This window comes from Litoreibacter sp., assembly GCF_058136045.1.
The window spans coordinates 230,747-252,628 of the sequence record NZ_JBYVDD010000007.1 but is presented as its reverse complement, the minus strand read 5'-3'; the positions used below and the strand labels follow the sequence as shown (position 1 = coordinate 252,628).

Below are 21,882 nucleotides of genomic sequence, written 5' to 3'. Positions count from 1 at the left end.
TACAAATCTAGGGCCACCTCAAAGAGGGGGCATCGCCGGAACGCCGATTGGTATTATGACGGGTCACGGATCAGCCGTTTCACGTCTTGGGCTTTACCAATCTACATTGGATGGTCCGTTTTTTGGCGTTGATAATGCCGACCGTGGCATTTCCTTCATCCAAACCCAATCAACCACTCTTCTCAATGGTGCGGCACTTCACAGTGGCGGCACTCTCGGGACTGATCTTCTGTTGAGCTAACCAAAGGAATACAAAATGCGATTTGATATTGAAAATGAAGGCCGCAAAACATTTGCCATAGACCGTGCAGGCGCACTCGCTCTGGGCTATCCAGAGGCTCTGGTGGATACCTGTGAGGCCAAGGCCAAAGTGGCTGTCATTGGTCGGGAGTGCCGTCGCCGCATCTACTCTATGGCATCCGTTGAAACGCAGATGAACATGGCCGCTGCAAGCGCCATTATTTCATCCAAAACATCCAACTCCCGCACGGATGAAGAGAAGGCCGTGTTAGCGGGTCTTGAGGCTGCAATCGGTTGGGTTGGCGCAATGCGTGCAGCCGTCAAAACCCTTGCCGTTGACCCCGCAAAGGACTTCACGGCAGATGAGCACTGGCCGGGTGTTCCGCCCGCTGCCGCCGCTGTCGTGGACCAATTCTAGGGGCGGTTTAATGCCTGACAGCACATGGTACGAAAAGGGCGGTGCGCGTGGTTATGTCACCACGCGCCCACATGAATGGTGGATTGGCAAAAAGCACAGCATGTGGCTCCTTACCGTTCCGGCAGGGCGCGAATTCGAAAGCTCTGTGCCACATGGCTTGCGCTGGCTTTTTTCACCAGATGATCCGCTCTTCCTCAGGTCTGCATGTATCCATGACATGCTCTTGGAAGAAGGTTTCCGGCAGGCTTTTGCAGACAGCCAATGGTTTGAAGCGGCCATGTCTGAGCACGCCCCGCCACTGCGCGTCTGGCTGGCCTACAGCGCCATGAGAGGCCGTCGCTTTGTGCTTTGGTCTTTGGGCCGATCACCAAAATACGTCTGAGGAAACTGACCAATGCAGCACGATTATCCAGACCCGATTGAGACGGAAGTTATGGGCTTTGCCGTGATGGTTGATGAGACGCTCGGCCACCTCACGGTGACGCATGACGGCTCTCTCACATGGGATCAGCTCCAAGGGATCAAGTGCGCTGTTTGGGGCAATGAAGCCCGTGCGATTGAGGTCTATCCGGCGTCTGCTGATGTCGTGAACAACGGCCAGTTTCGCCACCTTTGGTTGCTTGGTGCAGATGATTTCTGCCCTGACCTTTTGGGCCATGCAGAGCCACGTCTGACCTTGGAACGGCGCTTCAATAATGCTTGGGACGCGGCCAATGCGTGAGGTTATTGCAACTTGGTTGGTCCGCGCGGCGGTAGCTCTAGCGTACCCTCAACGGCAAGGTGAGCCGCAAGTTGACGCAATAGTTCTTTCGCCCGGTCTTCGCTCATTCGATAACGAAACGACATTTGCTTACCGTTGCGCCAACGGAAGACGTCTAGAAGTAATGTTCTTGGAGTTTCACCCTTTGAAATGTGGAACTCCTCCATCTCGCCTTGATAAATCACCTCTGGATGATCGGACAATTTCAATCTCCTTTTCTGAAACGCTCAACCAATGATATCGAGCACCACCCGTGATGACGATGGCCGATTCCGCCACCGTCACTTCCAGCGATTGCGGCCGATACCGTCAAAGCTGGCGAGGCTTCAGTCGTGACCTATCCGGGCGGAAAGAACGGCGCGGGCATCTATCAGCGCATCATAAACCACATGCCACCTCACCAGACCTACATTGAGGCCTTTCTTGGCTCCGGCGCCGTGCTGCGTCACAAGCGGCCTGCCTTGCGCAATATTGGGATAGATCGCAGCGTGGAGGCGCTTGATCTGTGCCTTGAGCTGGCCGATCAGGCTGGCGTTGATCACAGTGAGTTTCGCCTGCTCGATGGCGATGCCCTCAAGCTGCTCCCATCGTTGAAGCCGATGGTGAGCGATTCCCGCGCCGTTTTGATAAATCAGCCCACCACGCTGCTCTACGCCGATCCCCCCTACATGATGGAAACCCGCAAAGGGGCGGACATTTATGACTTTGAGATGGATGATGATGCCCATTCTGACCTTCTGGACCTCCTGACAGAGGCGCGGTGCATGGTGATGATCTCAGGCTATCGCAGCCCACTCTATGATGATGCTCTGCACCTCTGGCACCGCATTGACTACCAAGCACAGACGCGCCGTGGGCCGGTTGCTGAGAGCCTCTGGATGAATTTCAAGGCACCCGTCGCCCTGCATGACTATCGCTTCCTTGGTGATGGTTACCGCGCGCGTGAGCAGATCAAGCGCAAAAAAGGACGGTGGGCTGCGAAGTTTGCCAAGATGGATCGCCAAGAACGTCTGGCAATCATGGAAGTGCTGACACAGGAGATACAGCCATGAAGCATGATGACACGATCCGCATCCGGATTGAAAAAGCGTATTTGCTTGGCTTCCAAGCGTCTGGTGAAGGCCACAACGGCGAGTATCCATTTGAGCAGCGCGATGTTGAGCCTGAGACGGATCACAATTGGACGAAGCAACGTGATGTGGATTTGAAAGCAGTGATGGAGACAGTGAAATGACCCCTATTTTATTCGCCCCCTATCAAGACTACGCTAACGTATCGAATGTAAAACGAATCGTGAGTTGGTGGGATATGTTGCAGGTCGATACGGTAAATTTCTTATCCAGTTTGACACTTATCAGCTCGGCATTAGGCGAATATCAAATTTTGCTCAGCATGGCGACGCAGACTGCAAACTATCGCGCGACACAACCACTCGAAACACGTGCTCTTGTTCTCAAAGCAATTGCGAGTTTGCAGGATGAATGTTCCAAACATGGCTTAGTGATGGGTGCGAAGTTTGCCCATACGGCCAGTGGAGACTGCCTCAAAGCTCTTGCCGGAGATAGCTGGTGTCATCCTCGGAACCTCAGAATTGTTACGGGAGCCTTGGAACAGTTGATCAAGGTCACAGTGACCGAAGCGGATGCACGTCAGTTCTACCTTCTGGACCGTACTGTCAGCGAACAACACGACGATGCCGACACCCTATTCGGGACGGAAGTCATTGATGCGTTTCCCAGTGCAGCGTTCGATATCTCAGAAGCTGGGAAGTGCCTATCCTTTGGCCTTTGGACCGCATCTGCGATGCACGTCATGAAGGTGCTTGAGATCGGGCTATGCGGGCTGTCGCATCACATGAAAATTGTGCATTCCGAGAACTGGAACAAGTCTCTCAATGAAATTGAAGCGGCACTGCGCAGCATCAGCAAGAAGACAGATGGGCCTAAAGAAGAGCAATGGGCAGCCGAAGCTGGCACACATCTGCGTTTTATCAAGAACGCTTTTCGCAATGAGTTAGCCCATGCAGGATCGAAATGTGATGAGAGAGAAGCTAGGGAAATCTTCGGAAATGCTCGCTCTTTCATGGCTCACATCGCCGAGATGACTGAGCAACACCGTTAAAAACTCAGATTTGGCGTCTCAAAGCTGGTGTAAATTCGTCTCAAAGGTAGCGGCGCGCCACACCAACCCATTGACGCCGTAAGCTATAAAATGAGTGGTGCCCAGGGGCGGATTTGAACCACCGACACGAGGATTTTCAATCCACTGCTCTACCCCTGAGCTACCCGGGCACCGGGTGTTCGCATAGGGTGTTTACCTGCGAACGTGGGCCTATTTAGGCCAGTGTTCTGGTGCTGTCCAGTGGGGAATGTGCGAAAAGTTCTACCATTCGCAAACGAGCGACTTAATGGGGTTTTGATCTACTGCCGAATGGGGTGTCAGCGGCCATCTTGTCGAGCGCTTTTTCAAGTTCTTCGACCAGCTCTGCTTCATTATCAGGGTCTTGGCTGGGTAGCGCGTAACTGCCCGTCATCCAACGACCAAGATCCACATCCGCGCAGCGCTTAGAGCAAAAGGGGCGAAATTTATCAACGGATTCGTTTGAACAGATCGGGCAAATCATTGGGCAATCCCCACAGGTAAAGGCAGGCGTTCACGTTTGCGTTGCAGCTCGAAATGGCCCAACGGGGTCCAACCCACCAGCGACGTCTCGATCGGATCTGCTTTGAACGCGGCACGCAGCGACACCTCGAACTGTTTGCGGTCTTTCTTTGGCATCGGTGCCAAATCAAGTGTGATTTGCCCACCAAGCCCGCGCAAGCGCAAGGCGCGCGGCAATGCTTTGGCCACGGCGAGGTTAACTTTCACACCAGCAGCGGGCGAAAAATCCCCCCCCGTGTTCACATCGACCGCCACTAACGCGCGGGTCGGCTCAACGAACATCGAACCCGTCCCCAAATTAACTTCGGCACTATCAAGCAGCACCAACGCGTCCAACACGCCGTGCTCCTCAAACCCTTCAACACTTTTGTTACCACCGGGCCAGTCGCGCCATGCCAGATCATGTGGCCCGGGTGCATCCACCAGTAGCTCCGGCCCGCCAACGCTATCAGCCAGCACCGCATCGGCCAGATCAAGCAGGCTGTCCGCTTCTTCGGCAATATCATCCGCATCAAGCCCCACAGCGCCGGTGCGCAAGATCACACCATGCCCCGAGTCAGGTGCGCGGGATCGATGTAGCGCTTCCAGCAAGGTCTCGCGCATGTCGTCATCACGCACTTGTCGCGACACGTTCAGCCCTTTGGCCCCCGGCGTCACAATCACACTGCGGCCTTTGAAAATCAGCCGGTCAGTTACTGGCACCGCTTTATCCGCCTCGGCGTAGCTTGTGACCTGCACCAGTATCGCAGTGCCGGGTTTCAGCCCTTTAGCGCCTCGAAATAACGCGGTTTGCCCACCGGGGAGCGACATCATCATGCCGCCCTGCCCCTTCATCGGGCGGTCCGCTACGGCGCGAAAAATGGCACCCGGTGCCGGGGGGGCATTGTCATCGGTGGCCAGCAAAAAGTCGTCCAGCTTGCCGTCAACCATACGCGCCGCCGCGTCGCGGCCCGCTATGTTGCCCAATACAATCAAAGTGCCTTTCATCGGCGTGCCTCGTATCCTGCGGCCTTTAGCATCATTGCCGCTTCGGCCACGGGCAGCCCCATAACGCCGGTATAGGAGCCCTGTATCCACGGGATAAACGCCCCCGCGGGCCCTTGGATCGCATAGCCACCCGCCTTGCCCTGCCAATCATTCGTGGCGAGGTAGGCGTTCAATTCTTCATCAGAGAGGTTCTTCATTTTCACTGTCGTGACCACATCGCGGGTCCAAATTTTATCGCCACGTTTCACCGCAATGGCAGTGATAACGCGATGTCGCCGCCCCGCGAGTGACAGCAAAAACTGAGCCGCCTCGCCCGCATCAGCAGGCTTACCCAAGATGCGCCGGCCAAGCGCCACAGTGGTATCTGCACACAAGGCAATCTCGCCCTCAGACAGCACTAAAGCCTGTGCCTTTTGCAGCGCAATCCGTTGACAATAGGCGCGTGGCTTCTCCGCGGCTATCGGTGTCTCGTCAATATCTGGGGGGCGGATGTCGTCGGGGATGACCCCCAAAGTCGCCAAAAGTTCCAGCCGCCGAGGCGAGCCAGAACCAAGCACAAGCTTCAACCCGGTCGCCCGGGTTAACGCCGTCATGTTGCCGTCACTTGAAGCGGTAGTTGATCCGACCCTTGGTCAGATCGTAGGGGGTCATTTCGACCTGTACTTTGTCGCCTGCCAGAACGCGGATGCGGTTTTTACGCATCTTGCCTGCCGTGTGCGCGATGATCTCATGGCCGTTTTCCAGCTCGACCCGAAATGTCGCGTTAGGCAGGAGTTCCTTCACGACGCCTGGGAATTCGAGCAGTTCTTCCTTGGCCATGTTCACTCCATTGTTGTTGCCGCGTTGGTGCGGACGTGGCACTAGATGCGCTCGCTTTGTGGGGTTTTCAAGGGAATTATGCGCAATTGGCCCTTAACGCGGCACAAATGTCGGCGCCGAGTGCACCAGCCGCGTGAAAAAACAGCCACAATCAGGGGCCTAGTCGGCTGTTGGTGCCCCGAATCGCGCCAAAATTCGTTCCTTAATCTGGTCACGAGACATGCGGTAGGAATTCAACTTTTCTTCACGCCCTTCGCCCAATCCAGTGGGGTCTAGGATGGGCCAATATTCAACATCCAAGTGATATAGGCGTGTTAGTTCAAGAGCTTGGCGTTGTGATGCCGGACTAAGGGCCACGACAAGATCGAAACCAGACAGGTCATCGCCCCACTCCTGCATCTCTTCAAACGACCGCGTGCGGTGGCGTGACAGCTCGACCCCCAGCTCGGCACAAACCGCGACCGAGAACCCGTCGATGTCGAGATCATTCTTCACACCCGCTGACTGGATATAAATGTCGGTGCCGTAGAACAGCTTCATCAATCCTTCAGCCATGGGCGAGCGCACGGCATTATGGTCGCAGCAGAACAAAACCGATTGTGGCTGATCTGCTCCCATTCCCTCAGCCCCCGAAGTGCAGAACGCAAATGAGGGTGAAAAGGCGGCGCGCCGTGTCATTATCGACCTCTGCCTTGCCTTCAAGGCGCTCGGTCACGACCAAAGCGCCCTCGTTGTGGATGCCGCGCCGTGCCATATCAATGGTCTCGATCTGGCTAGGAGGCAGCTTTTTAACCGCATCAAAGTAGCTTTCACAAATCTGGAAATAGTCTTTCACAACTTGGCGAAACGGCCCCAGTGATAGGTGAAATTCCGCTGCTGTCTCATCAGCTTGAGTGCGCAGATCAAACACCAATCTGCGTTCACGGATCGACAGGTCAAGCTTGTAAGGACCGTCAGGCGCACCCTCTTGTGGCAAGGAAAAAGAGTTGTCTTCCAGCAGATCAAAAATCGCGACTTTACGCTCCTGCTCAATCTCCGGCGTGGGAGTTGGCAAGCCGCTGTCGTCGATACTTACTTCGCAAAGTTTACTCATTGTTCATTCAACCTATTCAATCGTGCACGGACCGACAACCCGTGGGCTTCCAGACCTTCTGCTTTGGCCAAAACTTCCGCCGCAGGGCCTATCGCGCGCAGTGCGTCTGGCGTCATTTTGGACAGCGTTGTCCGCTTCATAAAATCCAACACTGACAACCCGGACGAGAACCGCGCCGAGCGCGCTGTGGGCAACACATGGTTCGGCCCGCCAATGTAGTCGCCAATGGCTTCTGGGGTGTAGGCACCGATAAATATCGCGCCGGCATGGCGCACTTTTGCAGCAATTTTCTCAGCATCTTCACAAGCAATTTCAAGGTGTTCCGGCGCAATTCTGTCAGACAACATCACCGCCTCATCCATATCACGCACCACAATCACTGCGCCGTAATCACGCCAGCTAGGCCCAGCAATGGCAGCCCGTTCCAAGGTTTTCAGACGGGCCTCCACCGCCTTGACCACGGCTTGACCAAAATCGACGTCATTCGTGATCAACAGGCTTTGGGCGCTCTCGTCATGCTCTGCCTGCGACAGCAAATCCACCGCAACCCAATCGGGGTCATTATGCTTGTCCGCGATGACCAAAATTTCCGATGGGCCCGCAATCATGTCGATGCCGACACGCCCGAACACCCGCCGTTTGGCCGCCGCCACAAATGCGTTGCCCGGCCCGGTGATCTTATCCACGGCTTGGATCGTCTGCGTTCCATAAGCCAGTGCCGCAATCGCCTGTGCGCCGCCTATGCGGTAGACGGTTTCGACCCCCGACAACCGCGCTGCCAACAGCACCAACGGATTAGCAATCCCATCCGGTGTCGGGGCGCAAATGGCCAGCCGCTCAACCCCCGCAACCTGCGCAGGAATAGCATTCATCAGCACCGAGGACGGATAGCTCGCCAGCCCACCCGGCACATAAAGACCCGCCGCCTCAACCGCGCTCCAGCGCCAGCCAAGCGTCTCGCCGTGCGGGCCTGTCCAGCTTTCATCAGTGGGGCGTTGGCGCTCGTGGTAAGACCGGATGCGCGCGGCAGCCAGCTCCAGCGCCGCGCGCTGCTCGCTGGATACTTTCGCAATCTCCGCGTCCATTTCAGCAGCGCTGAACGCCATGGTTTCGGGCGTTAACTCCATGCGGTCAAATTTCGCAGTCAGCTCGATCACTGCCGCGTCACCGCGAGCGCGCACATCGGCAATAATATCCGCAACAATGGCGTCCACGTCGGGACTGTCCTCGCGCTTCATCGTTAGAAGCTTGGCAAAGAGGGCATCAAAATCGGGCTCGGAGGTGTTCAAAAACATAGGCATGACGCATCCATACCTTGCGCGCAGGGCAGGCTCAACAATCCAAAGCGCGCACCATGAAGAAATCATCATGGTATTCGCCGCCAATCCTCACAGAGCGCGGCATAACCCCTGTTTGCACAAACCCGTTGCGCGCGTAGAACTTTTGCGCACGTGGGTTGCCGGACCAAACCACCAGCTCCAATTGGATCACGCCCATCTCACCTGCACGACGCACCAACTCGTCCATCAAAGCCTGCGCCACGCCGCCACCATGGTGTGATGGTTTAACATAAAACGGACCAATCATGGCGCGATGTTGTGTTGCAGTAAGGTTATGCGGCTCCAAGCCCGCAAGCCCGATCAAGTCTCCGGCCTCGAATGCTCCCGTAATTTTTCCGCTATCTAAGACGCGTGCAATCTCATCAGAGCGGGTCGCACGCACTTCTTCTGCGGTGCGCAAAAATGCCGTCGGGAAATTCGTCACGCCCTCAAGATAGAGCGCCTCATAGGCCTCCGCATCCTGTGATGTCAGGGGGCGGAGGTCCATGTCAGCCCTCTGGGTGCGTCGGGGCCTTGCCCGATGGCGCCAAGTAAGGCCGCGTGACATCTTGCAGTGTGATGTTCACGCATTCCGCGTCCAGCGCGATTGCGCCATCCCCCGCGAGCGTCAATTCAAAGCGCCCTGCCCCGTCTTCACCTGCCTCCCAAGTGATCGACAGAAGTGACAAAATCATCTCCGGGTCCGAGCGGTCTAAGCCGCTGGAGACCACCTTACTCACGTCGTCAAACGCCAGTACCGCGCGGGCACGTTCAAAGTCGTGCCCCTGACGCGCGTTGGCAGGCAAGTCTTCCCACCGAAACCGATTAAGCAACAAGGCAAAGCGCCGTTTCTCGGGCTTCCATGAAATTTCGGACACAGGAAACACCGCATCCTGCGCTAGGGACGAGATCACAGTCACATCATCCGCGTCCTCAGCCTTCAAGCGCAACGCGCGGGCTGCGCCATCTTCAAAAGTTGCATCTTGCGACATTATTCTGGCACCCGTGCGATCTGGGCACCGATGCCGCCCAACTTTTCCTCGATCCGCTCGTAGCCGCGATCAAGGTGGTAAACGCGGCCCACAACAGTTTCGCCTTCGGCTGCCAGCCCCGCCAAAATCAGCGAGACCGAGGCCCGAAGATCCGTCGCCATAACCTGCGCCCCGTTCATTTTAGGAACGCCTGTCACTGTCGCGTGGCCACCTTGCACATCAATCTGCGCGCCCATACGGATCAGCTCCGGCGCATGCATAAAACGGTTCTCGAAAATCGTCTCATGCAGTTTGCTCGTGCCATCCGCGGTGCAAAGCGCGGCCATCATTTGAGCCTGCAAATCGGTTGGGAAGCCGGGGAACGGCTCTGTCGTCACATCAATCGGGCGCAAGCGATCCCCATTGTGCGACACCTTCAGGCCCCGCTCGGTCTCTGCAATTACAACACCGGTTGCCTCCAGCTTTTGGCAAAAAACCTCGATCAGATCGCGACGACCACCGATCACCTCAACCTCGCCGCCAACAATGGCGGGAACGATCATAAAGGTGCCCATCTCAATGCGATCGGCAATCACCTCATGGGTGGCCCCATGCAGCCGGTCGACACCTTCAATGGTGATCTCGGACGTGCCAGCGCCAGCAATCTTAGCCCCCATAGCAACCAGACATTTGCACAAATCCACGGTGTCCGGCTCGCGCGCGGCGTTCTTGATAACGGTTGTGCCCTTGGCCAACGTCGCGGCGGTAATGGCATTCTCGGTGCCGCCAACGGTAACAAACGGAAACTCAATGACCGCGCCTTTTAGCCCGTTCGGGGCCGAGACATGCACATAGCCCTCATCCATGGTCAGGGTTGCGCCGAGCTTTTCCAGCGCCATCAGGTGCAGGTCCACCTTGCGCGCGCCAATGGCACAGCCCCCGGGCAAAGACACGGTCGCCTCACCCTCGCGGGCCAGCAATGGTCCCAGCACGTTGAACGAGGCGCGCAGCTTGCGCACCATTTCATACTCGGCTTTGCGGTTGGTGATCTTGCCCGCTGATAAAACCATAACATTGCCGCCATTCAGCAACGCCACTTCGCAACCCAAAGATTCCAGCAACGTCGTCAACGTCCCGATGTCAGACAGGCGCGGCACATTGGTCAGGGTTAACGGCTCGTCACTCAACAACGCAGCCGTCATTAACTTTAAGCATGTATTTTTCGCACCGGAGATCGCAATCTCCCCACTCAATGGGCCATTGCCCGTAACGACGATCTTATCCATGTTTTACTGCCCTTTAGTTTCATTATTGCCCGCGTCAGCGGGGGCGCGTCTGGCGCGCGTTTGTTGCTTCCTGCGCCCCATATTCGCCTTTAGTGCAACCTTCAAGCGCGCCGCGCGCGTTTGAGCCTCGGTCGGTGGCTTGTTCGGGTCTTTGGGGGTCATTTTGTTACTCATGACACTGTCATAACGCAGGCGTGGAAAAGGGTCCAGATTAGGCTTGCGCTGGCCATAATTTGGCCCTATCTACCCGCCACACGCCAGTGACGATGCTGTGGTAGCTCAGTGGTAGAGCACACCCTTGGTAATGGGTAGGTCCATTCCAAGTTCGTGTGTTTGAACAGTGAGTTAGCAGCGTGCGGAAATTGTTAGTAGGGTATTAGTAGGGCGTATGCCCTTGTGCCTTGGATTTTATAGGCTGCTGTAGCTCAGTGGTAGAGCGCGTCATTGGTAATGACGAGGTCGGGAGTTCCATTCTCCCCAGCAGCACCATAAAATCCGATTTCCCAATAAAACCGCCCCTCAACGCCGACACACAAGCTTTACTGGCCCAATCGACATACTCTGCCTGATCCCAATGGGCTTGGACAGAAAGCACGTTTGTCTATACTGCACTTGATCCCAGTCGAAAAGTACCCATGCAATTAGTCCTTAGGTTCTTTCATTTTCAGGATGCGTTCGGAAATGAGTTCAACGGGGTCACGCAACCTATCAACGTTGATAATGATGTAACCGCCTGTAACGTCGGCGGATAAGCGATGGTTAAGCAACCGTTTGAGCGCATAGTGCGGAATGTCGAGGCTTTCAGCAATCGTGATGTAAGTTCTGCGCAGATCATGAAGTGTGAAAGTTACGCCTGAAGCCGCGGTGACCCGTTGAAGGAACGTTTTAGGCTCGACAATGTGACCTGCTGGACCTTTACCGGGAAACACCCATGGCTTGCGCGGCGAAGCTTGGTCTTGTCCCGCTTTAGTTCTGGTCTTTTTCGAGCGATATTCGCAATGAAGAAGATTAATACTGGCCCCAAGATACAGCGACGAGTTCAGACGTGATGCGGTTCGCATAGCGACGACCTGCGGAGTGACGCGCACCCAGGCTGCATCAGATTTAAAGATATGGTCGAAACCTTTTTCAAACCCCTGAAAGCCGAACTGATCTGGCGGCAGAAATGGGAAACCCGCAGGCAAACAGAAGGAGCAATAATCCAATACATCAATGGATTCTACAATCCGCACAGACGGCATTCATCCCTTGGTGGGAAAAGCCCCTTGGCATTCAAACGAAAGGCTGCCTAACATGAACCAAGAGACCGGAGCTTTTGTGCGGCGCGTGCAAATGGCAGGTGCAAAGTTATACCGGACCTGTGCAAAATTTTGCGACATAACGCTCGGAGGCGCAGATTAAGTGCGGTGCCCTCCAAATAAGCTCGTCAACGCAAACAGCCCCGCCGCCACGCAGACGATGGTGGGACCTGTAGGGGTGTCGAACTGGTAGGCCAGCCACAACCCGCCAAGTGCCGAGGCCGCGCCGATTAATGCGGCGATTGCAGCCATGCGTTCTGGCGTTCGGGCCAACGGGCGCGCGGCGGCGGCGGGGATGATCAGCAAGGCGGCGATGAGCAACACGCCAACCACCTTGATTGCCACCGCCACCACCAGTGCCAGCGCGATTGTTAGGGCCAGTTGCTCGCGCTTGGGATCAATGCCGCTGGCGTGGGCCAGATCAGGACTAACGGTCGCGGTCAGCAGCCGTTGCCAGCGCCAGCCCACAAGGCCCAATACCAGCAGCGCGCCGCCCCAGATCACGGCTAAATCGACACGGCCCACGGCCAAGATATCACCAAACAGATAGGCCATCAGATCAATTCGCACGCCCTCTAGGAAGGACACCGCCACCAGCCCGAACGCCAGCGCGGAATGGGCCATGACACCTAGAAGTGTGTCCATCGCATAGCCGCGCCCGCTTAGCATAGAGACCATCGTGGCCATCCCCAAGGCCACCACCAACACGCCCGCAAAAATCGACATGTTGAAACTCAGCGCCAATGCCACCCCAAGGATCGAGGCATGGGCCGTCGCATCGCCGAAGTAAGCCATGCGCCGCCACACCACGAAGCAGCCCAGCGGGGCGGCGGCTAGGGCAACGCCTAGGCCAGCGAGGGCCGCGCGGATCAGAAAACTATCGAGCATTATTGGCCTGCCTCATGTGTGTGGTCATGGTCGCAACTGTCACCATGCGTGTGGTCATGATCATGGCGATAAAGCGCCAATGCGCCCCCCGTGCCAGAGCCAAATAACGCGCGGTATTCTGGGGCCGAGGCCACCACGTCGGGCTTGCCCTCGCAGCACACATGCCCGTTGAGGCAAATCACCCGGTCAGAGGCGCTCATCACGACGTGCAACTCGTGGCTGATCATCAAAACCGCACAACCAAGGTCCGCGCGGACCTTCTCAATGCGGCGATAGAAGGCAGCCGACCCCGGTTGATCGAGCCCCTGAGTGGCCTCGTCCAGCAGCAGTAATTGCGGGTTATGCAACAGTGCGCGGGCCAGAAGTACGCGTTGAAACTGCCCCCCCGACAAGCGCGACATTTGCCGCGCCCCAAGGTCAGCCACACCGGCTTGGGCTAGGGCCGCATCAGACTCGGAGGCAGAAACCGGCAGGGGAAGGCCCAAAAAGCGGGTGACGGTGATCGGCAGGGTTGGGTCGATATGAAGCTTTTGGGGAACATAGCCAATGCGCAAACCGGGCGCGCGATCGATCTTGCCCTCGGACGGCGACAGCGCGCCGATCACTGCACGTAGGAGCGAGGATTTACCCGACCCGTTCGGCCCCACAATGGTCACGATTTCTCCGGCCGCGATGCTCAGGTTCACACGGTCCAGCACCTTATGCTCTCCGTAACGCACGCTAACACCTTGAATATCAATCAGCGCGCTCATGTCTGCGCACTTTGGCAATTGGGGCAAATGCCTTCGGCCTCCAGCACGGTGCGCTCGATGGTGAAACCCGTATCTTTAGCGGCCTTGGCAAGCCGCCCACCCGCAGGTTCTGTCACACTTTCGGCCACGGCGTCACAGGTGCGGCATATCAAAAACGCAGGCGCATGATCTTCGCCGGGCTGGGCGCAGGCAATGAACGCATTCAGGCGCTCAATCTTATGGGCAAAGCCGTGTTTCACCAAAAAATCCAGCGCGCGATAGGCCACAGGAGGTTGCGAACCCAACCCCTCCTCGCGCAGTGAATCAAGGATTTCATAAGCCCCGACCGCGCGATGCTGCGCCAACAACAATTCCAACACCCGTTTGCGCACGGGGGTAAAGTGCAACCCGGCTTTCGCGCAGGTTTTAGCCACTGATGTGACCCCGCTGGCGATGCATATTGCGTGGTCGTGGCGCTTAAATCCGAGCGGGTCCATGGGGGCTCCTGAAAAGAATGGTTGATATGTTATGCTATAACACTTACTGATCTTCAATATGTTATACAATCACATGAGAACGCCATGCTTCGTCCCATCCTATTAACCACCTTTTTGACCCTAACCTGCGCAGCCAAAGCCGATGTGCCGCGCGTCGTCACCGACATTGCGCCGATCCATTCGCTGGCCGCACAAGTGATGGGTGATTTGGGCACGCCGACATTACTGATCGACGCCGGAGCCTCGCCACACAGCTTCGCGTTGCGCCCGTCACAAGCCGCAGCGCTGGAGCAAGCGCAGACCGTGTTCTGGGTCGGCGAAGGCTTGACCCCATGGCTGGCCGCGGTGCTGGATCGCCTTGCTAAACACGCCTCCCCGACCGAACTTCTGGACGTCTCCGGCACACATTTATTGCCACTCCGAGATGACGATGATTTCGCGACTGATGACCACGGCCACGACGAGGGTCACGATGAGGGGGCGCATGACGACCATGACCACCATGGTGATTTTGATCCGCATGCCTGGCTCGACCCTGAAAACGGCAAAGTTTGGCTTTCGGCCATTGCTGCACGGTTAGAGCAGTTGGACCCGGAGCACGGCCCCATATACCAAGAGAATGCGCGCAAGGCTTTGGGTCGGCTAGATCAGTTAACGGCCCAAATTGAGGCAACATTCGCCTCGGACACCCCCCCTTCGTTCGTTGTTTTCCACGATGCCTACCACTACTTCGAGGCCCGATTCGACGTTGAAGCAGCCACGACGATTGCCCTGAGCGACGCGACGCCCCCCGGCCCGGCCCGTGTTGAGAAGGTACAAAATCTGATCCGCGAGAAAGGTATCAACTGCGCGTTCTCCGAGCCCCAGTTCTCGCAAGCTTTAGTCGCCACGGTTCTTGAGGGAACCGACGCAAAATCGGCCACTCTCGACCCCCTCGGAGCCGAACTCGCACCCGGCTCCGGGTTGTACGAGGCGTTGTTGACCTCTATGGCAACAGCTATTTCGGGGTGTTGATCAGGCCGACGAGACCACAATTTAGCTTTAACGCACCAATCAACTGATAAGTTACGAACGAAATGAAAAGAGGGGAAATGGCCATGTCATCGCAAAACGAAATTTTTCAGACATCCCGGACGTGTCGGTCAAGGGAAGTAGAAAAGTCGCTATCAAAAGCATAAAAATGAACACAAACATCCCAACTACACCACTCACACGCGCAGAAGCATCGCTCGGTGGGACCCAATATTTCAAACGCTGGGTTGATAACAACGTGACAAAACTGAAGTGGTCCGGCAAAATTGGACTGCGTGCTAAGATGTATCCAGCCATGAAGACAGGATACACAAATGACGAAAAGACGTAGTTTTTCAGACAAGTTTAAGGCTACAGTTGCGCTTGAGGCACTTCGTGAAGATCGCACAGCGCAAGAGATAGCAGCCAAACACAAGGCCCGTCCGACGTAGGTGACTACGTGGAAAAGGCAGGCGATCGATGGGCTGACGGACGTGGTTTCTAACAAAGCCAGACGAGTTGAGGACAATGAAGCCGAAGCCAAAGAGCTTCACGCCAAGGTTCGGAAGCTGGCGGTTAAAAACGATTTTTGTCATAAGGGCTAAAGCGATAAGCCCATCTGACGCAAGACCCTGAACAATCGGAACAGCACCGATCTGAGCCTGACCAAGCAGTGTCAGTTGCTCAAGATCAGCCGGTCGCCCCTGTATTACGTGCCGGTTGGCGTGAATGCGGAGTCATTGAAGCGGATGAATGAGATTGATCGTGTGTTCACGAAATACCCGTTCTTCGGCAGCCGACAGATCGCAGCCTACCTGCCGAGAAACGGGTTCCATGCTGGCCGTCACCGTGTGCGTCGACTGATGGGTATCATGGAGCAGCAGGCCACCTACAAAGGGCCAAACACCAGCAAGAAGCACCCACAACACCGGATTGCCCCCTACCTGCTGAGAAAGCCACCAATCACGCGCCCGAACCATGTTTGGTGCAGTGATATCACCTACATCCCGGTGCGGCGCGGCTTTCTCCATCTGGTCGCGATCAAGGATTGGACCACACGCAAGGTACTGGCATGGAGGCTGTCAAATACGGCACCCCAGACATCATGAATACAGACCAAGGATCACAGTTCACTGGTGCGGCGTGGAACTCCACTTTGACCGAAGCTGATGTCAAAACTTCAATGGACGGCAGGAGGCGCCATCTCGACAACATCTTCATCGAACGGTTGTGGCGATCACTGAAACAGGAGGCCGTCTACCTGCATGAATTGCAAGATGGGCTCCAAGCCAAACGCGTGATCAAAGACTGGATCAAGTTCTACAACACTGAGCGACCACACACCGCTCTCGACAAACGATCCCCAACGACGCATTCTTCAACACAGAACGAACCCAAAGGGCGGCATGAAACCAACCCGGTTACATCTTAGATAAGCCAAAAACCTGTCCTAAATAATGGGGCCACTTCAGCGCGGCACGTCAACGCAGGCAAAACTTTTATGATCGAAAATCTCGCGGTGCTGTTTGCGTCGGGTGACATCAAATTCGCTCATGATTTGCCCCTACGTCAGGAAATAGAAGAAGACCAAGCCTCGTTCACTCTGACAACCACAGCAGCCCAAAACCAGATCATCACCCAGTCGCGGTCATCCGCTGGCCACGGCGATCTTGGCATTGCTCTCATCGTCGGTACGTTCGCATCACAATATCTAAAACCTAGAAAAATCCTTGTCAGCCAACTGCGTGGTTGGGCGTAAGAGCCGCAGTAGAACGGGGGTTGCTACGAAGCTGTTGATAAACCTTGCAAACGTTGTTCGAGCATACGTCGGCAACCCGTTGACGATTTTTGTGTGAACTACGAAACCAAGTATCGGAACGCCATCAAGGCAGCACGTTTGGAGCAAGAAAGTTAAATACCGACGGGTCGCGATCCTTTGCATCGTGCCTGATGCCCAATTGCAAGCCGGTCATACCGAACGCCATTGATAAACGCTCAAACCCCTATAGTTCGTTGTATTAATTAAGAAAAAATGGCGCCTCCACACGGGCTCGAACCGCGGACCTACTGATTATAAATCAGACGATCGGCTGTTGAACGCACTACCTCTACCACGCTGGATATACTTGATCTCACACACTCCATTTCTGTCAGCTAGGTAGTATCTAGCTACGTTTCCAGCTTAAGTTTAGAAACTAGTGCCTCATACGGTGTAAAGCTAACCTCCTATAGATGTTTAAGAGCCAAAGTTGCAGGTTAGATGTCAAAAACTGGCAAGTCGGCGTCAAAAAGTATCACGTTACATGCACTCCCCACCAACAGAGGGCCCGTTGGTGGTCATTTAACCTGTGTCGAGAGGTCAAAAACGCCCCTCAATGGCCAAGTTATGCCGTGTTAAACACAAACAGCCACCTTCACACTAGCCGCATTTAGAATGCCCACATGACCCACATGTCATACAGCCCTCAATCATGCGCAGGCCATACTGCCCACAGCTTGGGCAGGCGGCACCACGATTGTCGCCTAAATTGACCACTTCCGCCTGCGGGTCGCTTTTCAACCCCATCCCTTCACCCGCGATAAACCCCGTGGCGATCATATGTTTCTCGATCACGCCGCCAAATGCCGCCAGAATGGAGGGGATGTATTTGCCCTGCATCCACGCCCCGCCACGCGGATCGAACACCGCCTTCAATTCCTCAACCACAAAGGACACATCGCCGCCACGCCGGAACACTGCCGAAATCATCCGGGTCAATGCGACAGTCCAGGCAAAATGCTCCATGTTTTTAGAGTTGATGAACACCTCAAACGGGCGTCTGTGGCCATTCATAACAATGTCATTAATGGTAATGTAGATGGCGTGCTCGCTATCGGGCCATTTGACTTTATAGGTCTGGCCTTCCAGCTCATTGGGACGATCCAGAGGCTCTGCCATGTAGATAACATCACCCTCTGAGGATGTTTGCGGGGTTTCGGATGGGGAGGTGTCGGCGCTCTCGGACACGGACAACACCGAACCCGTTACCGCGTTGGGGCGATAGGTTGTGCAGCCTTTACAGCCCGTATCCCACGCCGCCATATAGACTTCTTTGAAGTCGTCAAAGCTGATATCTTCAGGGCAGTTAATGGTCTTCGATATCGACGAATCCACCCATTTTTGTGCCGCCGCTTGCATGCGCACATGCTCCAGCGGGGCCAATGTTTGCGCATTCACAAAATAGTCTGGCAGCTCTTTATCACCAAACTTATCGCGCCACATTTGCACGGCGTAATCTATGACCTCTTCTTCCGTCCGAGAGCCGTCTTTTTGCAAAACTTTGCGCGTATAAGCATAAGCAAATACCGGCTCGATCCCCGAGGATACATTGCCTGCATAAAGCGAAATCGTCCCCGTTGGCGCGATCGAGGTTAGCAACGCATTGCGAATGCCATGCTCACGAATGGCCTCGCGCACGTCCTCGCCCATCGCTTGCATCGCACCACTGGCCAGATAGGCCTCTGCGTCAAACAGCGGAAACGCGCCCTTCTCCTTGGCCAAATCCACCGAGGCCAGATATGCGGCGCGCGCAATCGCGTGCAACCAGCGCTCCGTCAGACGCGCCGCGCCCTCAGTGCCATATTGCGCCCCGACCATCAGCAAGGCATCCGCCAAGCCCGTTACACCCAAGCCGATCCGCCGCTTTGCCGCCGCCTCACGCGCTTGCGCCTCTAGTGGAAATTTCGACGCATCCACCACATTATCCATCATGCGCACAGCCACGCGCACCAATTGATCCAACTTCTCCTCATTCAGATCAGCACCCTCAGCAAACGGGTCAGCCACCAAACGCGCCAGATTAATCGAGCCCAGCAAACACGCCCCATAGGGCGGCAAAGGCTGCTCGCCACACGGGTTTGTCGCCGCAATTTGCTCTACATAAGATAGGTTGTTGGCGGCATTGATCCGGTCAATGAAAATCACCCCCGGCTCGGCATATTCAAAGGTGCCGTGCATAATCGCGTTCCACAAATCCAGCGCCTGCACCGTCTTGTAAACCTTGCCGTCAAATACCAAATCCCACGGCCCATCAGCCTTCACGGCCTCCATAAACGGGTCTGTAATCAGCACCGAAAGGTTGAACATCCGCAAGCGTGCCGCATCTTGTTTAGCGGCAATAAATGCCTCCACATCGGGGTGATCACAGCGCATCGTAGCCATCATCGCGCCCCTGCGCGACCCCGCCGACATGATCGTGCGACACATCGCATCCCACACATCCATGAACGATAGCGGCCCAGAAGCATCTGCCGCCACCCCCTTCACATCCGCACCTTTGGGGCGAATGGTCGAGAAATCATAACCGATGCCGCCGCCTTGCTGCATCGTCAGCGCGGCCTCTTTCAACATCTCGAAAATACCGCCCATATCGTCAGGGATCGTGCCCATGACAAAGCAGTTGAACAACGTCACCGAGCGCCCAGTGCCAGCCCCTGCAATGATGCGTCCCGCTGGCAGGTATTTGAAGTCCGATAAGGCCTCAAAGAACACCTCTTCCCACTTGGCAGGATCCGTCTCGACCTTGGCCAAATCATGCGCAATGCGCCGCCAAGTATCTTGCACATCACCGTCAATAGGCGTGCCATCGGCCGCCTTAAAGCGGTACTTCATATCCCAGATTTGCTCGGCAATTGGGGCGGCGAAAGAAGTCATGACGATAGGTCCTCGGCAGGGAATCGGATTGCAGTTGGCATTTGGAGGGTTACTATATGTAGCACAGCGGGGATCAAATGGCATTCATCAACTTAATCAAATTAAGCGTCGGCACAGAAACGGTCGAAGGCTTGCAAGATTGGCAAGACAGCATTCGCCCCACCCTGCCCGGCGGCCTGCCCCGCCATGTGACCCGCATGTGGCCCAAACGCGAGGCCGAATTACTAAACGGTGGTTCAATTTATTGGGTCATCAAAGGCGTAATCCAAGCCCGCCAAAAGCTGTTGCGACTGGACGAGGTTACCCGCGACGACGGCATCCGGCGCTGCGCATTGGTGTTGGAGCCAGAGCTGATCCGCACTACATCCGTATTGAAAAGACCATTTCAAGGGTGGCGGTATCTTAAGCCCGAGGACGCCCCGCCAGACCTGACGGCACACCGTGTCAACGACGATGCGCTGCCGCCTGAACTGTCCGCCGCCCTAGCTGATATCGGGATTTTCTAAGCCCAAAATCCTCATCAGTCCCGACAGATCACGCCCGGTCCAATCAGCGGTCTTGCTGGCAAAAAGGCTGGCTTGCGAGGCCAGTAGCGGCCCATCAGACAACATGCGCAAATGGTTGGCCTGCAACGTGGCTCCGGTTGATGTAATGTCGGCCACGGCCTCCGCCGTTAGGTTCGCAACAGTGCCTTCCGTGGCGCCTTGGCTATCGACCAGTTGATAATCAGCCACGCCATGCTTTTGCAGGTATTCACTCACAAGCCTATGATATTTAGTCGCAACTCGCATCCGAAACCCGTGCTTGGCACGAAATGCCGCCGCTGCCGCATCCAGATCATCAACCGTTTGCACGTCAGCCCAGAAGTTTGGCACCGCAATAATTAAATCCGCATGGCCAAAGCCCATTTCCACAACGCTAACCACTTCTTCGCGCCATAGCGGCATCTTTTCGCGCACCATATCGGTACCAGTCACACCCAAATGAATGCGCCCCGCCGCCAGCTCGCGCGGAATTTCACCCGCCGAAAGCAGCACCAAAGACACGCCACCCACACCTGACACCTCGCCCGCATATTCGCGTTCTGATCCAGTGCGCGCCAAGGTCACGCCACGCGCGGCGAACCAGCTAAACGTGTCATCCATCAAGCGCCCTTTAGAGGGGATACCAAGTTTAATCATCGGTACATCTCCACCAATTGCGGGCGGATCACGCCACCCACGGCCGGAATTTCGCGCCCCTGCCCCAGCACCCGCGTCAGCGCATCGTAGCGCCCGCCAGTTGCTACAGGAATATCGTCATAGCCGTGAAATCCAAAAACGAACCCATCATAATATTCCATTGTCGTGCGTCCGTAGCCACTGGTGAAAATCAGGTTAGCAGTATCGACGCCACGTTTTTCAAGCGCCACCAGCCGCGCTTCAAGCCTATCTAATGCCGGGCTGATCGCCGAGAAATCCTTAGCAATATCGCGGAGCTGCTCTAACGCTTTTGGCAAAGTATCAGCCACCGACAAAATCGCATGCAACGCCTCGGTCTCGCGCAGCTCTAGCGGCGCTGTTTTGCCATCTTCACACAAGGCCTCAAGGCGCGCTTGAACTTCACCTTGTGAACGCAGTCCAATTTGCGGCGCATCCATATCGAAATCTGGCACATTTCGCGTAACTGGCGCGCTGAACCGCTTCAACAAAGCCCGAAACCGAACTGGTCGCCAGATATGGCGCAGCAGTGCTTTACGTCGCCGATCTGACGTTGAAAGCCCTGCAACCGCAGCCATTAAAATACCGATATCCCCGGTCACTGCGCGTAAAGGCAATCCCTTCAACGCACTGGCAAACAACGCAAAAACTTCGGCATCAGCCCCGACAGGATCGCTGCGATCAAACACCTCATAGCCGACTTGCACATATTCCGAAGGTCGCTCGGTCCCGGCCTCTTGCTTGCGAAAAACCAAACCCTGATAGGTATATCGCGCAGGCTCCGCCCCGATTTCCATATGCTGCTGAACCACAGGCACCGTAAAGTCAGGGCGCAACATTTGCTCGCCCAAAACTGGGTCCGACGTCACATAAGCGCGCGCCCGGATATCCTCGCCATACAGATCCAAAAGCGTGTCCGCAGGTTGCAAAATCGGCGTCTCAACACTGAGCGCCCCCGCCTCGCGAAACATCTTAGACAGCCGGTTTGCTTCATCATGAACTCGATCCATA

29 protein-coding genes, 2 tRNA genes and 2 pseudogenes are annotated in these 21,882 nt (G+C 55.8%); 13 read left to right on the top strand and 20 right to left on the bottom strand.

Annotation, left to right across the window (positions count from 1 at the left end):
- The 4 genes from AC3Y7R_RS12030 to AC3Y7R_RS12015 form a co-directional block, all read left to right on the top strand.
- Window positions 1-241: hypothetical protein (locus AC3Y7R_RS12030; protein ID WP_490042287.1), on the top strand; the 241-nt coding region annotated here is incomplete at its 5' end.
- A 15-nt stretch (window positions 242-256) separates the two neighbouring features.
- Window positions 257-658 carry a hypothetical protein gene (locus AC3Y7R_RS12025; RefSeq protein ID WP_490042286.1) on the top strand — a complete coding sequence of 134 codons (402 nt, stop codon included), beginning with the start codon at window positions 257-259 and terminating at the stop codon, window positions 656-658.
- Between the two features lie 10 nt (window positions 659-668).
- Window positions 669-1,040 (top strand): DUF1353 domain-containing protein, encoded by a 372-nt coding sequence (locus tag AC3Y7R_RS12020; RefSeq protein WP_490042285.1) that lies wholly within the window; start codon window positions 669-671, stop codon window positions 1,038-1,040.
- A gap of 12 nt (window positions 1,041-1,052) precedes the next feature.
- Window positions 1,053-1,379, top strand: a complete 327-nt coding sequence (locus AC3Y7R_RS12015; protein WP_490042284.1) for a DUF7694 domain-containing protein — start codon at window positions 1,053-1,055, stop codon at window positions 1,377-1,379.
- Window positions 1,380-1,381: 2 nt separating this feature from the next.
- Here AC3Y7R_RS12015 and AC3Y7R_RS12010 read toward each other — a convergent pair whose 3' ends face one another.
- Window positions 1,382-1,621: a hypothetical protein gene (locus tag AC3Y7R_RS12010; protein ID WP_490042283.1), complete on the bottom strand. Its 240-nt coding sequence runs from the start codon at window positions 1,619-1,621 to the stop codon at window positions 1,382-1,384.
- Between the two features lie 129 nt (window positions 1,622-1,750).
- Between AC3Y7R_RS12010 and AC3Y7R_RS12005 the strand changes: the two genes are divergently transcribed.
- Genes AC3Y7R_RS12005 through AC3Y7R_RS11995 form a run of 3 tightly spaced genes read left to right on the top strand, consistent with a single transcriptional unit; the run spans window position 1,751 to window position 3,539 of the window.
- Window positions 1,751-2,470, top strand: a complete 720-nt coding sequence (locus AC3Y7R_RS12005; RefSeq protein ID WP_490042282.1) for a DNA adenine methylase — start codon at window positions 1,751-1,753, stop codon at window positions 2,468-2,470.
- The gene (locus AC3Y7R_RS12000; protein ID WP_490042281.1) at window positions 2,467-2,652 is read left to right on the top strand and encodes a hypothetical protein; all 186 of its coding nucleotides are present in this window, start codon (window positions 2,467-2,469) and stop codon (window positions 2,650-2,652) included. The genes AC3Y7R_RS12005 and AC3Y7R_RS12000 overlap by 4 nt, the downstream gene beginning before the upstream one ends.
- The gene (locus tag AC3Y7R_RS11995; RefSeq protein WP_490042280.1) at window positions 2,649-3,539 is read left to right on the top strand and encodes a hypothetical protein; all 891 of its coding nucleotides are present in this window, start codon (window positions 2,649-2,651) and stop codon (window positions 3,537-3,539) included. Before AC3Y7R_RS12000 ends, AC3Y7R_RS11995 begins: the two co-directional genes overlap by 4 nt.
- Window positions 3,540-3,634: 95 nt before the next feature.
- Here AC3Y7R_RS11995 and AC3Y7R_RS11990 read toward each other — a convergent pair.
- The 12 genes from AC3Y7R_RS11990 to AC3Y7R_RS11935 all read right to left on the bottom strand — a co-directional run bounded on the left by AC3Y7R_RS11990 (window position 3,635) and on the right by AC3Y7R_RS11935 (window position 10,728).
- A tRNA-Phe gene (locus tag AC3Y7R_RS11990) sits at window positions 3,635-3,709 on the bottom strand.
- A gap of 113 nt (window positions 3,710-3,822) precedes the next feature.
- Window positions 3,823-4,041 carry a DNA gyrase inhibitor YacG gene (locus AC3Y7R_RS11985; protein WP_490042279.1) on the bottom strand — a complete coding sequence of 73 codons (219 nt, stop codon included), beginning with the start codon at window positions 4,039-4,041 and terminating at the stop codon, window positions 3,823-3,825.
- Window positions 4,038-5,066: a ribonuclease E/G gene (locus AC3Y7R_RS11980; RefSeq protein WP_490042278.1), complete on the bottom strand. Its 1,029-nt coding sequence runs from the start codon at window positions 5,064-5,066 to the stop codon at window positions 4,038-4,040. The genes AC3Y7R_RS11985 and AC3Y7R_RS11980 overlap by 4 nt, the downstream gene beginning before the upstream one ends.
- The gene (locus AC3Y7R_RS11975; protein ID WP_490042293.1) at window positions 5,063-5,632 is read right to left on the bottom strand and encodes a Maf family protein; all 570 of its coding nucleotides are present in this window, start codon (window positions 5,630-5,632) and stop codon (window positions 5,063-5,065) included. Before AC3Y7R_RS11975 ends, AC3Y7R_RS11980 begins: the two co-directional genes overlap by 4 nt.
- Before the next feature lie 34 nt (window positions 5,633-5,666).
- Entirely contained in the window at window positions 5,667-5,885 is a 219-nt protein-coding gene (gene infA / locus AC3Y7R_RS11970; protein ID WP_007205486.1) for a translation initiation factor IF-1, read from the bottom strand.
- 159 nt (window positions 5,886-6,044) lie between these two features.
- Window positions 6,045-6,503 (bottom strand): arsenate-mycothiol transferase ArsC, encoded by a 459-nt coding sequence (locus AC3Y7R_RS11965; RefSeq protein ID WP_490042277.1) that lies wholly within the window; start codon window positions 6,501-6,503, stop codon window positions 6,045-6,047.
- Between the two features lie 4 nt (window positions 6,504-6,507).
- Complete coding sequence (locus AC3Y7R_RS11960; RefSeq protein ID WP_490042276.1) at window positions 6,508-6,978, bottom strand: UPF0262 family protein; 471 nt, start codon at window positions 6,976-6,978, stop codon at window positions 6,508-6,510.
- Window positions 6,975-8,279, bottom strand: a complete 1,305-nt coding sequence (gene hisD, locus AC3Y7R_RS11955) for a histidinol dehydrogenase (protein ID WP_490042275.1) — start codon at window positions 8,277-8,279, stop codon at window positions 6,975-6,977. The genes AC3Y7R_RS11960 and hisD overlap by 4 nt, the downstream gene beginning before the upstream one ends.
- 31 nt (window positions 8,280-8,310) lie before the next feature.
- On the bottom strand, window positions 8,311-8,805 hold the full coding sequence (locus AC3Y7R_RS11950; RefSeq protein WP_490042274.1) for a GNAT family N-acetyltransferase: 495 nt from the start codon (window positions 8,803-8,805) through the stop codon (window positions 8,311-8,313).
- Window position 8,806: 1 nt separating this feature from the next.
- Window positions 8,807-9,289 (bottom strand): DUF2948 family protein, encoded by a 483-nt coding sequence (locus AC3Y7R_RS11945; RefSeq protein WP_490042273.1) that lies wholly within the window; start codon window positions 9,287-9,289, stop codon window positions 8,807-8,809.
- Window positions 9,289-10,554, bottom strand: a complete 1,266-nt coding sequence (gene murA, locus AC3Y7R_RS11940; RefSeq protein WP_490042272.1) for a UDP-N-acetylglucosamine 1-carboxyvinyltransferase — start codon at window positions 10,552-10,554, stop codon at window positions 9,289-9,291. Before murA ends, AC3Y7R_RS11945 begins: the two co-directional genes overlap by 1 nt.
- Before the next feature lie 3 nt (window positions 10,555-10,557).
- Entirely contained in the window at window positions 10,558-10,728 is a 171-nt protein-coding gene (locus tag AC3Y7R_RS11935; protein ID WP_490042271.1) for a hypothetical protein, read from the bottom strand.
- A 240-nt stretch (window positions 10,729-10,968) separates the two neighbouring features.
- Here AC3Y7R_RS11935 and AC3Y7R_RS11930 point away from each other — a divergent pair.
- Window positions 10,969-11,043: transfer RNA gene (locus tag AC3Y7R_RS11930), tRNA-Thr, on the top strand.
- A gap of 152 nt (window positions 11,044-11,195) precedes the next feature.
- Here the strand turns inward: AC3Y7R_RS11930 and AC3Y7R_RS11925 are convergent.
- A complete protein-coding gene (locus tag AC3Y7R_RS11925; protein WP_490042270.1) occupies window positions 11,196-11,615 on the bottom strand; it encodes a site-specific integrase in 420 nt (139 codons plus the stop codon).
- Window positions 11,616-11,669: 54 nt separating this feature from the next.
- Between AC3Y7R_RS11925 and AC3Y7R_RS11920 the strand changes: the two are divergent.
- Window positions 11,670-11,846, top strand: a pseudogene (locus AC3Y7R_RS11920) (IS3 family transposase); the annotation flags it as partial.
- Between the two features lie 105 nt (window positions 11,847-11,951).
- On the opposite strand, the gene AC3Y7R_RS11915 reads toward AC3Y7R_RS11920, so the two are convergent.
- From AC3Y7R_RS11915 to AC3Y7R_RS11905, 3 genes are read right to left on the bottom strand one after another with little or no spacing between them, the layout of a single operon-like run.
- Window positions 11,952-12,740 (bottom strand): metal ABC transporter permease, encoded by a 789-nt coding sequence (locus AC3Y7R_RS11915; protein WP_490042269.1) that lies wholly within the window; start codon window positions 12,738-12,740, stop codon window positions 11,952-11,954.
- Window positions 12,740-13,492: an ATP-binding cassette domain-containing protein gene (locus AC3Y7R_RS11910; protein WP_490042268.1), complete on the bottom strand. Its 753-nt coding sequence runs from the start codon at window positions 13,490-13,492 to the stop codon at window positions 12,740-12,742. The genes AC3Y7R_RS11915 and AC3Y7R_RS11910 overlap by 1 nt, the downstream gene beginning before the upstream one ends.
- Window positions 13,489-13,968: a Fur family transcriptional regulator gene (locus AC3Y7R_RS11905; RefSeq protein WP_490042267.1), complete on the bottom strand. Its 480-nt coding sequence runs from the start codon at window positions 13,966-13,968 to the stop codon at window positions 13,489-13,491. Before AC3Y7R_RS11905 ends, AC3Y7R_RS11910 begins: the two co-directional genes overlap by 4 nt.
- Window positions 13,969-14,052: 84 nt before the next feature.
- On the opposite strand from AC3Y7R_RS11905, the gene AC3Y7R_RS11900 reads away from it, so the two are divergent.
- The 3 genes and pseudogenes from AC3Y7R_RS11900 (at window position 14,053) to AC3Y7R_RS11890 (ending at window position 16,738) form a co-directional block, all read left to right on the top strand.
- Complete coding sequence (locus tag AC3Y7R_RS11900; protein ID WP_490042266.1) at window positions 14,053-14,982, top strand: zinc ABC transporter substrate-binding protein; 930 nt, start codon at window positions 14,053-14,055, stop codon at window positions 14,980-14,982.
- A 332-nt stretch (window positions 14,983-15,314) separates the two neighbouring features.
- Window positions 15,315-16,411 (top strand): annotated as a pseudogene (locus AC3Y7R_RS11895) (IS3 family transposase).
- Window positions 16,412-16,480: 69 nt separating this feature from the next.
- Entirely contained in the window at window positions 16,481-16,738 is a 258-nt protein-coding gene (locus AC3Y7R_RS11890) for a hypothetical protein (RefSeq protein WP_490042265.1), read from the top strand.
- Window positions 16,739-17,398: 660 nt separating this feature from the next.
- Here AC3Y7R_RS11890 and AC3Y7R_RS11885 read toward each other — a convergent pair.
- A complete protein-coding gene (locus AC3Y7R_RS11885) occupies window positions 17,399-19,672 on the bottom strand; it encodes an adenosylcobalamin-dependent ribonucleoside-diphosphate reductase (protein WP_490042264.1) in 2,274 nt (757 codons plus the stop codon).
- A gap of 77 nt (window positions 19,673-19,749) precedes the next feature.
- On the opposite strand from AC3Y7R_RS11885, the gene AC3Y7R_RS11880 reads away from it, so the two are divergent.
- Window positions 19,750-20,178 (top strand): DUF1489 family protein, encoded by a 429-nt coding sequence (locus tag AC3Y7R_RS11880; protein WP_490042263.1) that lies wholly within the window; start codon window positions 19,750-19,752, stop codon window positions 20,176-20,178.
- Here AC3Y7R_RS11880 and hisG read toward each other — a convergent pair.
- Complete coding sequence (gene hisG / locus AC3Y7R_RS11875; RefSeq protein WP_490042262.1) at window positions 20,155-20,853, bottom strand: ATP phosphoribosyltransferase; 699 nt, start codon at window positions 20,851-20,853, stop codon at window positions 20,155-20,157. The genes AC3Y7R_RS11880 and hisG overlap by 24 nt on opposite strands.
- Window positions 20,850-21,881: an ATP phosphoribosyltransferase regulatory subunit gene (locus AC3Y7R_RS11870; protein ID WP_490042261.1), complete on the bottom strand. Its 1,032-nt coding sequence runs from the start codon at window positions 21,879-21,881 to the stop codon at window positions 20,850-20,852. The genes hisG and AC3Y7R_RS11870 overlap by 4 nt, the downstream gene beginning before the upstream one ends.
- Window position 21,882: the final 1 nt, after the last annotated feature.

Coding starts and splice junctions, on each gene's coding strand:
- AC3Y7R_RS12025 (WP_490042286.1), top strand. CDS start 257: ATGCGATTTGATATTGAAAATGAAGGCCGCAAAACATTTGCCATAGAC.
- AC3Y7R_RS12020 (WP_490042285.1), top strand. CDS start 669: ATGCCTGACAGCACATGGTACGAAAAGGGCGGTGCGCGTGGTTATGTC.
- AC3Y7R_RS12015 (WP_490042284.1), top strand. CDS start 1,053: ATGCAGCACGATTATCCAGACCCGATTGAGACGGAAGTTATGGGCTTT.
- AC3Y7R_RS12000 (WP_490042281.1), top strand. CDS start 2,467: ATGAAGCATGATGACACGATCCGCATCCGGATTGAAAAAGCGTATTTG.
- AC3Y7R_RS11995 (WP_490042280.1), top strand. CDS start 2,649: ATGACCCCTATTTTATTCGCCCCCTATCAAGACTACGCTAACGTATCG.
- AC3Y7R_RS11985 (WP_490042279.1), bottom strand. CDS start 4,041: ATGATTTGCCCGATCTGTTCAAACGAATCCGTTGATAAATTTCGCCCC.
- AC3Y7R_RS11980 (WP_490042278.1), bottom strand. CDS start 5,066: ATGAAAGGCACTTTGATTGTATTGGGCAACATAGCGGGCCGCGACGCG.
- infA (WP_007205486.1), bottom strand. CDS start 5,885: ATGGCCAAGGAAGAACTGCTCGAATTCCCAGGCGTCGTGAAGGAACTC.
- AC3Y7R_RS11965 (WP_490042277.1), bottom strand. CDS start 6,503: ATGGGAGCAGATCAGCCACAATCGGTTTTGTTCTGCTGCGACCATAAT.
- AC3Y7R_RS11960 (WP_490042276.1), bottom strand. CDS start 6,978: ATGAGTAAACTTTGCGAAGTAAGTATCGACGACAGCGGCTTGCCAACT.
- hisD (WP_490042275.1), bottom strand. CDS start 8,279: ATGCCTATGTTTTTGAACACCTCCGAGCCCGATTTTGATGCCCTCTTT.
- AC3Y7R_RS11950 (WP_490042274.1), bottom strand. CDS start 8,805: ATGGACCTCCGCCCCCTGACATCACAGGATGCGGAGGCCTATGAGGCG.
- AC3Y7R_RS11945 (WP_490042273.1), bottom strand. CDS start 9,289: ATGTCGCAAGATGCAACTTTTGAAGATGGCGCAGCCCGCGCGTTGCGC.
- murA (WP_490042272.1), bottom strand. CDS start 10,554: ATGGATAAGATCGTCGTTACGGGCAATGGCCCATTGAGTGGGGAGATT.
- AC3Y7R_RS11935 (WP_490042271.1), bottom strand. CDS start 10,728: ATGAGTAACAAAATGACCCCCAAAGACCCGAACAAGCCACCGACCGAG.
- AC3Y7R_RS11925 (WP_490042270.1), bottom strand. CDS start 11,615: ATGCGAACCGCATCACGTCTGAACTCGTCGCTGTATCTTGGGGCCAGT.
- AC3Y7R_RS11915 (WP_490042269.1), bottom strand. CDS start 12,740: ATGCTCGATAGTTTTCTGATCCGCGCGGCCCTCGCTGGCCTAGGCGTT.
- AC3Y7R_RS11910 (WP_490042268.1), bottom strand. CDS start 13,492: ATGAGCGCGCTGATTGATATTCAAGGTGTTAGCGTGCGTTACGGAGAG.
- AC3Y7R_RS11905 (WP_490042267.1), bottom strand. CDS start 13,968: ATGGACCCGCTCGGATTTAAGCGCCACGACCACGCAATATGCATCGCC.
- AC3Y7R_RS11900 (WP_490042266.1), top strand. CDS start 14,053: ATGCTTCGTCCCATCCTATTAACCACCTTTTTGACCCTAACCTGCGCA.
- AC3Y7R_RS11890 (WP_490042265.1), top strand. CDS start 16,481: ATGATCGAAAATCTCGCGGTGCTGTTTGCGTCGGGTGACATCAAATTC.
- AC3Y7R_RS11885 (WP_490042264.1), bottom strand. CDS start 19,672: ATGACTTCTTTCGCCGCCCCAATTGCCGAGCAAATCTGGGATATGAAG.
- AC3Y7R_RS11880 (WP_490042263.1), top strand. CDS start 19,750: ATGGCATTCATCAACTTAATCAAATTAAGCGTCGGCACAGAAACGGTC.
- hisG (WP_490042262.1), bottom strand. CDS start 20,853: ATGATTAAACTTGGTATCCCCTCTAAAGGGCGCTTGATGGATGACACG.
- AC3Y7R_RS11870 (WP_490042261.1), bottom strand. CDS start 21,881: ATGGATCGAGTTCATGATGAAGCAAACCGGCTGTCTAAGATGTTTCGC.